Origin of the sequence: Sphingobacterium ginsenosidimutans (assembly GCF_039536865.1) — a bacterium.
GTDB lineage: Bacteria > Bacteroidota > Bacteroidia > Sphingobacteriales > Sphingobacteriaceae > Sphingobacterium > Sphingobacterium detergens.
The window spans coordinates 232,695-247,250 of record NZ_BAAAZK010000007.1 but is presented as its reverse complement, the minus strand read 5'-3'; the positions used below and the strand labels follow the sequence as shown (position 1 = coordinate 247,250).

Genomic DNA, 14,556 nt, shown 5'->3' with positions numbered 1-14,556 from the left:
CTTACTTCTTTGCTGACCGACTTTTCCATCTATCGACCAGTTTCAACAGCAGCGGAATCAATAGGAAGGGCAATAATAAACTGATCATACTGACGGCCGTATTTCGTCCGTTATCACCAAAAAAGTAAGCCGAAAGCGAACCCAACAGAATTGGAACACCAAAGACCAGAATTTTCACCCATGCTAATTCGGTCTCGGCCTGACGAGTATCGCGAAGAGGAATAGCTTCGACCACTTTAGCCTCTCCTGCATTGAAATAAGCTAAAATTTGTGTTATTTCAGATGCTGTTAATTCCCGCGGTCGCAAAATCTCTCCTTTTACAACAATGAGCAATCCACGCTCGTCCTGTTGAATACTATCAATATCCTTTGTTTTAAAGTATTTCCTATACCCCATTGGGTTAAGAGCGTATCCTTTATAATCACTTCCGGGACAGAGACAGGAGAAGTTATCCGCATTCAGTGAAAAAATAATATCGGTATGATCATCCCGAATAGCCGCTATAAAAGCTATCACAGCGTGAATACAACTTAGTGCCAGAAATTGAATTATAAATATCCAAAAAGACAGCTGTAATAACCAGGATACAAGCAGCGCCAAAAGAACCAAAGCAATGGAAAACCATTTTAGGTGTACGATCAGATTTATTTTGCGGTTCAGAAAATAGGTAGCAATCACGCAGATGACAGAAACTATACCTGATTTCCACTCCCAAAAGATGGAAAGAAAACCTATGAAGAAAATAAGGCTATACAATACCAGTGTGAAATAATCCCCACTTTTACCTAAATTTTTCCGTTCGATTTGGATACTATTTCCCAAGTTTCAACGCTTTTAAAATAATGACTACTTTCTTGTTCGCTTATATAGCATTAATTGGATAAAGATATTTATATTTATCCAATTAATGAATATTTAAATAGAGAGATAAGCAGGGTAAATTTGACTTATGAAGACTTTTCAGTTTAAATCACACAATGTTAAAAAGGGCTTAATCTTTGGATTCAGTTATTTGATTATAGTTTTTACTATTTTCTACCTTATCTATGGTGGCATCGATGGGATGGCCGATGCTGTCAATAACTTTGGATCAGCCAAAGCGCTGGGCTTCTTGGTCGCAATCATTGTTATTGGTCCATTTGTTGTGATCCTGCAGCTAATTAACCCCAAAATAGAGGTACTTATTGATCATCAACATATTCTGATCAAACAACAGAAGAAACCGGATCAGGACATCCTTCTAGACGAAATTTATAGCATGAAGATAAACCATGCATTGGTCAATCAACTTCAGCTTTTTGATCAGCAAGGACAGTTACTCATAACGATCCACCCCCAACAGGATATGCAAATCATTTACGGGATTGCTGCTGAAATAGCACAGCATAAATCCTTCACCCAACAAAAAGGTAGCAAGAAGATCTTTGGTAATCCGATTGAGACCATGTCTTACACAAGGAAGCTTTAAAACTGAAACAGATTAACATTCCTGACTTGATTCAAAATAACACAAAGATTTTAAATAGAATAAAAATAATAGGTGAAGGTATACTATCCCAATAATCAATGGACATTTTATATGATATCCCCGCTCATCATCTGGGTAGGACTTTGCTATTTAATCTTTGTCGAGCGAAATTTTTCCTTGGTTCTTATGGGCTTTGCTTTATTTTCTTTTCTCTTTTTTTGCTATTGCCTTTACGAAAGATTTGGAACCAAGTTAACCATCTATGCAGATCGGCTCGAACTCCGCCAAAACTTTCAGCAGCCCCAATCATGTTACTACACAGATCATGAGTTTGTCGTGGGTCCGACCTATGATACCTATACTCGACAGGTGTTTTCAAAAAAATACGCAGGTCGATCACGTTATTTTTTTATCTATCCATTGGATGAAGATGGCAATCGTGTGAAAATGCTTTCTACTGCGCTTGAACTAAGTATTACCAAGGGTCGATATCGAAAAATCCAAAAAGATTTGTCAGAAAGCTTGGAAAAGCTGGATCTTCTAGCACATTTGCGTTATAATAACAACAATGATACTGTTATTGTTAGAAATAGATAATCCTGTTTATAATAGCTGTACCGCATTCAAATTTATTTTAGCTCCAGCAATTCCTTGCCGAATTTTTTCTCAATAAACGGATTCATCGGTGGGATGCCAAATTTAGTATTTTCTAACCAAAATTTGCTTGTATACCGGCTTTTCAATTCGAGCCAAAGACCCGAAGTAACCTCTTTCTTTACGCTCTTGAATTCTTCTTTCGTCATGAATCGACGTTCTTGCGTATAAAACTCACTCAAAAAATCAAAAGGGACAAATTCGGATTTACGACCTCTTTTGATAGCACCGACGTTCATTACCACCCTGCTGACCAACTTACCCTGTTCAGGTTGATCGAGATTTGTCGGCGAATAATTTTCCATGGTTACGCCGGTATATTGCTGCCCTTTGACCTTAAAGAAACTTACTTCTTTTTGGCTATTGGGTGGAATAATGTCAAAATAGACCTGTACATCGCCACGGGCTGTTTTTTGGATATAGCCGGTATTCAGATTACCCGTCCGGATGATTCGCCGCCCTTTATCCGGGACCATAACAAATTTTGGCGGAAGATCATTCGCAACAGACTGTGCCTTCATGCGCATCACATGTGGCTTCCATTGCCAGAAATTACCCATCACCTCTCTAAAATTCTGAGTAGCGATGGAATCCTCAAAAATCCGGTAATCCAAAATACGGTGATAGACTTTCCCATTCTTGTTTTTCAACGGAATATAATATTCAATAATTCCGTCGTAGAAATAACGCGTACGCTTATTGAAAAAAGTGGTATTTCTAAAATACCCTTTCAAAACCAGATAATCATACCGACTCTTATCTCCGATTGCGACCTCATCTATTTTAATACTACGTGGAATCAATTTGATCAACTTCTCCTTACGTAGCCCCGAGCTCAATTCCTCATAATTATTATAAGAAATATGCTGTAATATGATCTTTGCGCTTGCATTCTGCCTAAGCGAATCTATAGCAAACTCCCCTTTTACATTTGCCACACCTAATAATGTTCCATCTTCAGCGTAGATATTCACTAGAGGTACAGGTTCACCACTCAAACTATCAACGATACGTATCTGAGCAAATAGAACGTTGCAACTAAAAAAAACACATAAGAGAAATAATATTTTTGCCATAAATCAAATTATTGATCTAAAATATAAAATAGTCATTAAAATAACTGTCAAAAATCGTTAAAGAACAGCCGCAACGAAAATCCACTACAGTAAATATAGTCTACTAACTCCCCTTTTATTAAGAGCTTTTTTGCCCTGTATCGTCGTTCTCTATAAACTTCTTTTTATATTTAGCCATTAATCTAATGGTATAATATGGATAAACGCATTTCAGTTAATGAGCTTGAGGGAAACGTATTCTTTTGGTATTATTATTTATGCTGGTTCCGTGGTTATGATGCTGAAAACGAATTAAATATTGATGAAGCACTGGATGTTCTGAAAATTGATGTGGAAGATTTGGTCAATTGGGAACAATTTTTCTTCCCTCCTAATACAGATGATGAAGTACTTCGATATATCGCTGAAGACCTGACAGAGGAATTGTCCATTCATATCCAATTCCGTTCAAATGCAATCGTTTTCTTTCTCAATGATAACTATATCGGTAATCTAGGCGGCCATTTTGAAGCCTGGTTTCTGACCTTAGAAGAATTGAAATCTTTTGTGAAGTATCCGTTTGTATTTTTGTTACTTCTACCGATGCTCGGCATTCCGGCTGCACAGGCACAAGAAACCAGATCATTGATAGCAAAACACTTGACAATTATTCCAATTCTTAAAGATCATGCTTCCTATATAGCAAGCTGTATCACAAATGGATTAGTTATGACAAACGGTTTTGTACGGCAAAATGCACTAGGCCTAACCAATGATCAAAATCACAGTGTCAGAAATATAAATCAATATCCGAGCGATAAAGATGACATCATCGCACTGAATAAAATATTGGAACAGTTTGTTCAAAAAGACTAACCTCTACCAACTTTATTTGATAAGCATAATCACGATGATAAAATTAACGAGAGTCCACTACCTGGTTTTAATGTGTGCAACAATAGTCTTAGGATTATTATCACGGAAAATTACAGGAATCCCATTATCTGTGGGCGATGGTTTATACGCTGTGATGATCTACTGGTTATGCAGGTTTATATTTTTTCAGCGATCCCTCAGCTTTTGCTTTGTAAGTTCATTGATATTTTGTTTTGCAATTGAGTTTCTACAATTGGTACAACATCCACTATTAATCAGCGTCAGAAGTCATCCGCTATTACGACTGCTATTTGGCCAAGGCTTTCTCTGGTCTGACCTGATCGCCTACATCGCTGGATCTGCTATCGCTTTTCTCTTGGATCGATCTTTTCACCGATCCAAGACAAGATAGAAAAGAATAAGGTTAAAAGCATAGCCTATGCAGAACACCGATAATATACTGACAATAAAAAGAATCTTTTCATATTTTGATCGTTTGTTGTCTGTAACGAATGTGGTAATTCAGCCTTTTATAAATTAATTATAGGTGCTTTCTTTTTACAGGTATAATTTCCTCAAATCGTATTCAGATAGTCATTTAATGACAGCTCCGTTTCTACCTGTAATTTTTTCCGTAATCTATATCGGTGTATTTCAACTCCTCTGACAGTAATATTCTGCAATTGCGCAATTTGTTTGGATGTAAAATGAAGCTTCAAATAAGCACATACTTTAAGATCATTGCGGGATAATCCGGGATGTTTTTCCTTTAACTTATTCAAAAAACCATCATTAAGCTCATCAAAATGGCTGGCAAATTGATTCCAGTTGGCGCTGTTTTTTTCAATATCTTTTAATAGGTTATTGATACGCTTTAGATTGGAATCTTCATCGTCACCCGTATCCAGCTTAGCCAATTCATCTCTTACTTTGATCAATGCTCCCGAATTTTCCAGCAGCTGCATACTCGTACTCGCCAATTCTTTTGTTTTGGTGATGACCTCATTGGCCAACCTCTCATTGTTCAGCTTCACAATTTCTTTTTCATTTTTTTCAATTTCCAGCTGATGGATATAACGCAGCTGCTCCAATTGTTTTTCATGTTTTAGCTGCTGTTTATGCTGTTCAATTTTTCGCAGACGAATCAGACCCAATACACCAAGTGTAGCGAGTAGAAAGTAACCGATTTTTGCCCATAAGGTTTTATACCAAGGTGGCAAAACGACAAAACTGTATTCCGCTACACTGGATACTTGATTTAGGTTGTTCCGAACCTTAACTAAGAACGTATACTCGCCGTCCTGCAAGTTGGTATACGACTTTTCGGACTGCTGTGTCCAAGAAGACCAATTCTCATCATAACCCGACAATTTATAGCTAAACTCCAGATGTTGATGTATGCCATAACTTGGTGAAGAGAAGTTAAATCGGAAAGAATTGAAAACAGCCGGCAACTGTAAGATACTGTCCTTTCCAGACGCTTCTTTTAGTTTTGACATATTTGAAAAAAAACCAGCAAAAATAAGACTATCGCCCTTCCCTGTTGCCATAACTTGTGAGAGCATAGCGACCGGCTTAAAGCTTTGTTTCAGGTATTTGTCATAATTGATATGAAGCACTCCTTTTTCTGCGCCTACATAGATATTATTTTTATCGAAACTATAGATATGCTCAAAACCGGAAGTACTCATGCCTTCTATTTCTGGAAAATTAACCAAATCATAGGTTCCCTTTTTGGCGTCAAACTGTCCAAGACCAACTGTTTTCTTTGTACAAAACCAGATATTACCATCTTGGTCATCCTTTAGATAGCGGATGGTCAGATCCTTAAAAGCAGCAAACTGTTTGCTTGGCACAAATCGCTTGCTATTATAATCATAATTATAAAGCCCTTTTTCCGTTGCAAATACAACTTGATTTTTTATTCTAAACACATAATTTTGATAATCCGCGGGTAGTCCATTCTTTTGTGTATACAGCTCAGCCTGATAAGACTTCTTATCTTTTGAAAGTGTTATGCGGTATATTCCTCTGTAGGGATGTGAAGCCCATATTGTTCCATTTTCATCCTGTTCAAGAAAGCGAAAAGAATCAGATGGTCCATTGAGCAGGCCTTTAGAAGAGAAAACACCGTTATGAAAATGCAATAGCTCCAAGCCCTGATAGGTACCAACTAAACTCTCTTCAATAGGATATACCATATTTAATGGAAGCAATTTCCATGTCCCTATACCCTGTGTTAGTGGTTTGATGGAATGATCCGTGATCTGAAACAAACCCTTATTGTGCCCCAGTAACACGTAGCCATTGAGTTGTTCTAAGCGCCAGGCTTCTCCAGCATCACTCCCTTGAAGCAGTGAAAACACGGCCGGTGAACGGCTTTGATCTATTAGATCTCTTTTTATATTGGCATAATATACTCCATTGGATGAAGAAAGATAAAGTGTATTATTAAAGATGACAGCGGAATATCCGGTAACATCATTGTCCATATTTGGTCTCAGGTAACGAATAGCACTTCCATAACTGATGACCGAAATTACATTATCAGTACCAATCCATATATTCTTTTGCTTATCAACGAAAACGGTGGTGACGTTCTTATTTTGCAAACCTTCCTTGACGCCGATCCGTTGTATTGTATTTCCGGCCATATCACGTATGTGACAACCTTCTTTTGCATTACCCACAACAAATGTTAACTCGTCGATCTGTGCTAAGGATGGGGTATAGCTACCATCGTTATCCTGCTTATTCAATCGCGTCATTTTTCTGCCTTGCAAGGCATAATTTTCATTATTTAAAGTAGATAATAATATACGATCCTTGCCAAAAGGCATTATAGTAGCAATCTTAACATCTTTAAAGGGTAAGTCTGTGATATAGGGAGTCCATTTATTATCCCGGAATTCTAAAAAACCATTCTTCCGATCCTGTGCATATAATATTCCCCCCGATTGTCCCATAAAATACCATTCCACAGCAGCAGGGTGTACCTGGATCTTTTGTCCTTTTAACTCAAATATAACATCTGTTCCTCGAAAAAAAACTGATTGCCCTACCCCAACAGTATTCCAGATATCTGCAAAGTTCCGATATTTTGGAGGAATTAGCTCTTTCAATGACCTGTAGGTCAATCCTGATTGCGAAGAGCGTTCAAAATAGCCAAAATCACCTTGCCCCCCAACATATATACGATCATTAACATCAATCCATATGGAGCGAATATTGGTGTGATTGGGCAAGGAGAATGTTTTCCAATATCGTCCGTCAAACGTCAACAATCCTTCGCTATTGCCAAAATACATAATCCCATGGCTGTCCTGTTTGATATCCCATGTTCGGCTCCCGCCTTGATATATCGATTTGCTATAATTATACACCAGTGGTAAGCCAAGCAAATCCTGTCCAACCAGCCGATTTGAAAAAACAGAAAATAGCGTAAAAAATAGGATGACAAAACACTTCATAATAATTCCCTTCAATTGGCTGACGTAAACTTGACGTAGCCCAAATATATTGAATTTTAGCCGAAAAACCCAACATGACGTAGTGTTGTAGTACCTCTAAAATTTAGCAAACCCATCCGTAAGACTAATTTTGGTATTTGATAATTATAAACAATTCCTAAATTTTAATTCATTACACATGAGAAATAATATCAGTATTATTGCCAGTGTTGCACTGTTCTCTTGCTTGACAAATACGGTCATGGCACAGAACAAAACCATCAGTGGAAGGATCACCAACCAAGCGGGAAATCCTATTGTCGCGAGCATCTTTTTGCAGGGCAATTCCAAGATCGGTACCAGCAGCAACGAGAACGGGGATTTTAGTCTTTCAATTCCGCAAAATTCGACCAATTTGGTGATCTCCTCTTTGGGGTATGAAACACAAACCGTTTCTATAAATGGGAACCTCTTAAATATTCAGCTCCAACCCAAGGGTGATTTCAATCTGGACGAAGTAGTTGTTGTCGGCTATGGTACACAACGAAAGGGAGATCTAACAGCTCCTATTGGAAAGGTAGATATGGGTGAAATGGTCAAACGGACTGTCGCCAATCCAATGGATGCCCTACAGGGTGCTGTCACTGGCGTACAGATCGTCAGTTCGGGAGCACCAGGATCAACGCCATCCGTCCGTGTCCGTGGTGTAGGCTCTTTTAATAATGAAAGTCCCCTTTATGTTGTAGATGGGATGTTCATGGATAATATTGACTTCCTGAATCCAAATGATATAGCCGACATTTCTATTTTAAAGGATGCTTCTGGAGCAGCAATCTATGGGGTTCGTGCCGCAAATGGTGTCATTCTGGTGACTACAAAAAAAGGAAGCTTAAATATGAAATCAAAAATTACTTATAATGGTTTCGCAGGTTTCCAGACACCAACAAATGTTTTAAAAATGGCCAATGCGCAGCAATATGCGGCCTATGCAACGGCTATTGGTAATGACGCATTTGTTAAGAGTTCTGTACAGAAATTTGGTGGTACCGAAACCAATCCCGCAATGGATACAGATTGGTTCAAAGAACTGTTGCGTTCCAAGGCCCTGATCACAAACCATAACTTGGATATGATGGGTGGAGGTGAAAAAATAACCTATGCGATGGGACTTAATTACGTCAAACAGGACGGGATTATGGATGCCAGCAATATGAACCAAAAATACAATATCCGAATGCAGGTGGATGCTAAAGTAACAGACTGGTTAAAAGCAGGTTTTAGTGCACATTTCAATAACTTCAAAACCTATTCACCTAACAACGCCGCGTTCAGACAGGCCTATTTTGCTTCGCCACTCTATCCAGTCTACGACCCTTCACTGGAACTTGCCAAACCTGAAAAATTTGGATCTAGTACTGCGATTGGCATGCAATCCGGATTTTGGTACAATAATCCGATTGCAACGGCATTCTACAATACCAATCAAACCAAAGGTTTTCAGATTTTACCAACAATCTATTTGGAGGCAGAGCTTTGGAAAGATAAGATCACTTTTCGCTCACAGCTTAGCCAGCGGTATCAATCTACCCACAACATAAACTATAATCCTGTTTATTATATTGATAATGATCAACGCAACGACCGCTCTTTTTTACGATCAGCGCAAGCACGTAACACCAATTATATCTTAGATAACCTCTTAACCTATAAAGATCAGGCCGACAAACACCACTGGTCTATTCTACTAGGCCAGTCTTCTCGTGAAGAACGCTGGCGTGAGACCTGGGTTCAAGCCAATGATGTACCTGCGTCCGAAGAATTTTGGTATGTGGGGGTGGATGCCCAAGGCACTGGTTCAGCTACTGGTTACGGTGAGAGAGGGTCAAGAAATGCAGGTATATCCTATTTCACGAGAGGCACCTATGACTATGACAACAAGTATCTATTGACGGCAACATTCCGTGCTGATGGAAGTTCAAAATATCAGACAAAATGGGGTTATTTCCCCTCGATAGGTTTGGGTTGGGTATTAACCCGCGAAAAGTTTATGGAAAACCAAAAACTCTTCAATCAATTGAAGGTCCGTGGAAGCTGGGGTAAATTGGGGAACGACGGTATTCAACCCAATGCTGGATACGCGACAGTGTATTCGGGCAATAATTATTCGGGAATATTCGGCAGTGAAGGTGCAACAAATGGAACACGTGTACCCGGATATCGTGTCGGCCGATTTTTCACCCAGGTCCGCTGGGAAGTTGTTGAAGAATGGGATGGTGGTCTAGATTTCGCTTTGTTGAACAATCGCTTAACAGGTACAGTAGACTACTATCACCGTACAACAAACGATCTCGCTTTTAGCAGGCCTATCCCCTTTTCCTGGGATCGTGTCTACGGCAATTGGGGCAGCGTAACGAACAGTGGCTGGGAGATTGGATTGCAATGGAAAGACAAAGTTGGTGACTTCGGCTATGCGATCGGCGGAAACCTGACCACATTAAAAAACCGAGTAAAGAACCTCGGTGGACTGGAAAATATCATGAATGGTTATCCCGAATGGTCGGCAGAATTTCCAGCGAGGATTGAGCTCAATCAACCCATCAACTTCTATTACGGTTATGAAGTTGCAGGTGTCTACCAAAATCAAGCGCAGATTGATGCAGATCCCATTGCGAAAAGATATAACCAACAAAATCCAAATACACCGATTTTACCAGGGTATCTTCAATACAAAGATCAGAACAACAATGGTGAGCTTGATGAAAAAGACCGCGTTAACCTCGGGAACTATCTTCCAACTATCGCCTACGGATTTAACCTAGCATTTGATTACAAAAAGTTTGATTTAAGCATCGCCTTTCAAGGTGTAGCGGGCAACAAAATCCATAATCTTAATCGTGCAATGCGTCGAAAATACAATCAGATGAATGCAGATGCCGCTTTCATCGAAAATCTCTGGACCGGAGAAGGTAGCAGCAACACCCACCCTTCTGCAAAAGGATCTGTAGCCCCATGGAATCTGCAAGCAAGCTCGTTTTTTGTCGAGAGTGGTGCCTATTTACGGATACAGAATATTCAGCTTGGCTATAATTTTGATCTGAATAAAATACCAGTACGTGTTTTTGCAACGGCTGACAGACCTTTTATATTCACGAAGTACAATGGTTTTACGCCAGAAATAACTGGAATGGGATTCGATGCCAACGTCTATCCGATTGCTTCGTCTTATAGTCTAGGTGTCAAAGTATCGTTCTAACTGTTAACCTTTTAATTTAAACTGTATGAAAACTTTAAAATATATTCTGATTGCAAGCTGCTTAGGCCTCTCTTTTACCATATCCAGCTGTAGTAAGTTTTTGGACAAACCCTTAGAAAACCAGCAGCGTTCCGAGGAAATCGATTACAGCAATACGGCATTGATGTACGGCCCTGTATCCGGCGTGTACCGTTCGGCTGCAGATGATAATCTGGTTCATTGGATCGACCTTTCCATTCGTTGTATGCGCGATGACGACTACCAACAAGCTGCCCCAAATCCAAATGACAATCCCGAATTAATGGGCATCAAAAATTTTCAAAATGATGTTACAATTCAATCCTATTGGGGACTAAATCAATCTTGGATTAGTTATTACAGTCTCGTTATCGCAGCAAACAATGCCTTGATCGAGTTGGATAATTTTGCAGCGAAAATTCCCACATCCAATACCGCTGACATAAAGCTCAACAAACAATACAAGGCAGAAGTCAAAGTCTTAAGGGCATACGCCCATCTGATGGCATCACGTCTATTTGGCAATGTACCTATTCTGATTGATAGCGATAATATCGGCCGATTAGCTACGATCAATAAAAGCACCGCTGCGGAAGTCCGACAATTTATTATTGATGAAATGAATGCCTGTTCGGAGGACCTTGAAGATGCACGTCCAAACCAGTCTAAACACATTGGTGCTGTGACAAAATACACCGCTCTCCTGTTAAAAGCAAAAGCGGCGGCAGATCTGGCAGGAAATGACAATGGAAGCACACATTGGAATGAAGTGCTTGATGCCACCAACAAAATTATAGCCAGTGGTCGGTTTTCTTTATATCCTAACTATTACGAGCTTTTTAAAATTCCTGGAAAGCTGGCTAATGAGTCAATCTTTGAACTACAATATTCCGATTTTGGATTAGGCACAGGTGATATCGTTCGACCAGGTGTTGACTGGGGGACTTTCTTCAAATGGCAAGGTCCTTCAGGTGATCAGAAAGGGAGTCCTATTTCCGGTGCTGGATGGGTTCCCCCTTCACAAAATATTGTTGATTTCCTTACCAATAGAGGCGAAACCGAACGTTTGAAAACGACGATCCAATATTGTGGAATCAATGGCAATCCGGCTACAACCGCGACAACACCAAGCGGCGACGTGGTTTATGGTAATCCTTTTGGTGTCAAATATTTCAACGGCAAGGCCTATCTTCCGAAATCCCAGATGACAGCAGGCCGAATGGAGTATGGTGCGAATAATAATGTTCGTATATTACGTTATGCAGATGTACTTTTATTAAATGCGGAAGCAAAAGTCAGAAAGGGACAAAATGGAGACGAACCTTTTCGTCTGATTCGCGAACGCGCAAAACTAACACCAATTGCCAATGTCTCCCTCAATCAGATCCTTGACGAACGTCGGGCTGAATTTGCCTGTGAATGGTGGGGCGAACGTTTCAATGACTTGGTTCGTACGGGGCGTGCAAAAGATGTCTTTGGTTCAAAATTCATTCCCGGTGTAAGCGAGTTTCTCCCTATACCTCAGACCCAAATAGATGCAAATCCTAACTTTAGATAAATGAAGACAGCAGGAAGATTAATAACATTATTATTGCTAAACCTTCTCTTCGTTCCTATCGTATGGGGACAAAAAGGGAAAGTCATAAAAACAGCAGTCGCAAAAACCGGTAACGGCTTTACAATCATGCGTGATGGAAAACCCTACTTTATCAAGGGAGCGGGCGGAACAAGCAATATGGAACAATTAAAAGCCTATGGAGGCAACTCCATACGTACTTGGAGTCCTCAAGGCGCGGATGAAATCCTAAATAAAGCACAGCAATTGGGGCTTACGGTCACCTTAGGGCTGGATGTGAAAACAGAACGACATGGCTTCGATTATAACGATCAAACGGCAGTTGCCAAACAGAAAGAATACCTTCGCACAGTTATCCTGAAATACAAAGATCATCCAGCCTTATTGGCCTGGGGCATCGGTAATGAGCTCAACCTTCATTACAGCAATCCCAAAGTCTGGGATGCCGTCAATGATATTGCAAAAATGATCCATGAATTAGACCCCAATCACTTGGTAACGACCATGCTTGCGGGTATAAATCAAAAAGAGATTGATTATATCAAGTTAAAGTGCCCTGCTCTGGATCTTATTGCCGTGCAGGTATACGGTGGACTCGCCGCTGTTCCCCAAGAATTAAAAAAAGTGGGCTGGAATAAAGCTTATATCGTCACGGAATGGGGACCTACGGGGCATTGGGAAAGTCTACAGACACCATGGGGAGCATCCATTGAGGAGAGCAGTAGTCAGAAGGCAGCCGTCTATAGATCCAGGTACGAAGCTTCGATCGGTCAGGACAAAAACTGCCTGGGTTCTTATGTCTTTCTATGGGGTCAGAAACAAGAACGCACACCAACCTGGTATGGTTTGTTTACCGAAGCGGGAGAAGAAAATGAAGTCGTTGATGTAATGCATTATCTCTGGTCAGGCAAATGGCCTAACAATCGGGCACCGCAGCTAGAATCCTTTTTGTTGGACAACAGGCAGGCAAAAGATTTTATCTATCTTGAATCAGGTAAGAAATATCCGATTGAAGTCTTTGTAAAGGATCCTGATGGGGATAAATTACAGATCCGTTGGGAACTCCTTCATGAGAGTACAGATCTCAAAGAGGGTGGTGACCGTGAGGAGCGACCTCAAGCGCTATCCGGTCATATCAAAAGTAATTCCGATACCAAGGGATCTATCACCGCTCCCATCAAAGCAGGCGCCTATCGTCTATTTGTTTATGCAAGCGATGGGAATAATAATGTCGCGACAGCAAATATTCCATTTTATGTGAATTCAGATTCGGCTAAAACAGGAGACCTCACCTATCATTTTTCTCCTTCACCGACCTGGTCCGACGAATTTAACTATTCGGGTCTACCGGATAAGAACAAATGGTCCTATGATGTCGGTTCTTTAGATGACGGCTGGGGTAACAATGAACTGCAATATTATATGGACGCATCATTAACGAATTCCAAGGTAGAAGATGGCCTCTTAAAGATTACGGCGAAAAAAGAAAATATAGGCGGCAAATCCTATACTTCGGCTCGATTGGTCAGCAAGAATAAAGGTGATTTTACTTATGGAAGATTTGAGGCCCGTGCCAAATTACCTAAAGGTCGTGGCACCTGGCCTGCTATCTGGATGCTTCCGACCGATTGGAAATATGGAGGATGGCCCAACTCAGGTGAAATAGATATTCTCGAACATGTTGGCTACGAACAGGATGTCGTTCATATTTCAACGCATACCAAAGCTTACAATCATGGTATAAATACGCAAAAAACAAGTAAAAGACAGGTTACAGGAGTTTCCGATGAGTTTCACAACTATCGGGTTGACTGGACTCCCGCCTACATCAAAGGTTTTGTGGATGACCATGAAATCTTTCATGTTGACAATGAGCACAAGAGTTTTAAAGAATGGCCCTTTGACCAAAACTTCCATTGGCTCATCAATTTGGCAGTGGGTGGCAACTGGGGTGGCAAAGAAGGCGTCGATGACAGCATATTCCCTGTGACATTTGAAGTTGACTATGTACGTGTCTATGATTTACTAAATTAAAAGTTCATTCGATGTTCTCGTTTTAAAACAAAACCGCTTGTCATAATCGCTTGACAAGCGGTTTTACTTTTTAGGATTGCTTCATTGCAGATTTAGCAAAAGACGAAGTAATCAGTGATCCCGAACATGTTTTTTTGTTCAAAAGCAGGAAAAAGTAAGAACGTATTTATAC

10 protein-coding genes are annotated in these 14,556 nt (G+C 40.1%); 7 read left to right on the top strand and 3 right to left on the bottom strand.

Annotated elements, in window-relative coordinates; translation table 11 throughout:
- Nucleotide 1 precedes the first annotated feature (1 nt).
- Nucleotides 2-823 carry a hypothetical protein gene (locus ABFX33_RS13355; protein WP_346086421.1) on the bottom strand — a complete coding sequence of 274 codons (822 nt, stop codon included), beginning with the start codon at nucleotides 821-823 and terminating at the stop codon, nucleotides 2-4.
- Nucleotides 824-950: 127 nt separating this feature from the next.
- Here ABFX33_RS13355 and ABFX33_RS13350 point away from each other — a divergent pair, with 127 nt between their 5' ends.
- Entirely contained in the window at nucleotides 951-1,469 is a 519-nt protein-coding gene (locus tag ABFX33_RS13350) for a hypothetical protein (RefSeq protein ID WP_346086420.1), read from the top strand.
- Between the two features lie 72 nt (nucleotides 1,470-1,541).
- Entirely contained in the window at nucleotides 1,542-2,066 is a 525-nt protein-coding gene (locus tag ABFX33_RS13345; RefSeq protein ID WP_346086419.1) for a hypothetical protein, read from the top strand.
- A 32-nt stretch (nucleotides 2,067-2,098) separates the two neighbouring features.
- Here ABFX33_RS13345 and ABFX33_RS13340 read toward each other — a convergent pair whose 3' ends face one another.
- Nucleotides 2,099-3,199, bottom strand: a complete 1,101-nt coding sequence (locus ABFX33_RS13340) for a peptidase associated/transthyretin-like domain-containing protein (protein WP_346086418.1) — start codon at nucleotides 3,197-3,199, stop codon at nucleotides 2,099-2,101.
- A gap of 195 nt (nucleotides 3,200-3,394) precedes the next feature.
- Between ABFX33_RS13340 and ABFX33_RS13335 the strand changes: the two genes are divergently transcribed.
- Both ABFX33_RS13335 and ABFX33_RS26715 read left to right on the top strand, forming a co-directional pair.
- On the top strand, nucleotides 3,395-4,054 hold the full coding sequence (locus tag ABFX33_RS13335; protein ID WP_346086417.1) for an Imm19 family immunity protein: 660 nt from the start codon (nucleotides 3,395-3,397) through the stop codon (nucleotides 4,052-4,054).
- A 34-nt stretch (nucleotides 4,055-4,088) separates the two neighbouring features.
- Nucleotides 4,089-4,466 carry a ribosomal maturation YjgA family protein gene (locus ABFX33_RS26715; RefSeq protein ID WP_373564570.1) on the top strand — a complete coding sequence of 126 codons (378 nt, stop codon included), beginning with the start codon at nucleotides 4,089-4,091 and terminating at the stop codon, nucleotides 4,464-4,466.
- A gap of 163 nt (nucleotides 4,467-4,629) precedes the next feature.
- Here the strand turns inward: ABFX33_RS26715 and ABFX33_RS13330 are convergent, their stop codons facing one another.
- The gene (locus ABFX33_RS13330) at nucleotides 4,630-7,524 is read right to left on the bottom strand and encodes a triple tyrosine motif-containing protein (protein ID WP_346086416.1); all 2,895 of its coding nucleotides are present in this window, start codon (nucleotides 7,522-7,524) and stop codon (nucleotides 4,630-4,632) included.
- Nucleotides 7,525-7,702: 178 nt separating this feature from the next.
- On the opposite strand from ABFX33_RS13330, the gene ABFX33_RS13325 reads away from it, so the two are divergent.
- From ABFX33_RS13325 to ABFX33_RS13315, 3 genes are read left to right on the top strand one after another with little or no spacing between them, the layout of a single operon-like run.
- On the top strand, nucleotides 7,703-10,756 hold the full coding sequence (locus ABFX33_RS13325; RefSeq protein ID WP_346086415.1) for a SusC/RagA family TonB-linked outer membrane protein: 3,054 nt from the start codon (nucleotides 7,703-7,705) through the stop codon (nucleotides 10,754-10,756).
- A 25-nt stretch (nucleotides 10,757-10,781) separates the two neighbouring features.
- The gene (locus ABFX33_RS13320) at nucleotides 10,782-12,332 is read left to right on the top strand and encodes a RagB/SusD family nutrient uptake outer membrane protein (RefSeq protein ID WP_346086414.1); all 1,551 of its coding nucleotides are present in this window, start codon (nucleotides 10,782-10,784) and stop codon (nucleotides 12,330-12,332) included.
- Nucleotides 12,333-14,384, top strand: a complete 2,052-nt coding sequence (locus ABFX33_RS13315; protein ID WP_346086413.1) for a family 16 glycosylhydrolase — start codon at nucleotides 12,333-12,335, stop codon at nucleotides 14,382-14,384.
- Nucleotides 14,385-14,556: the final 172 nt, after the last annotated feature.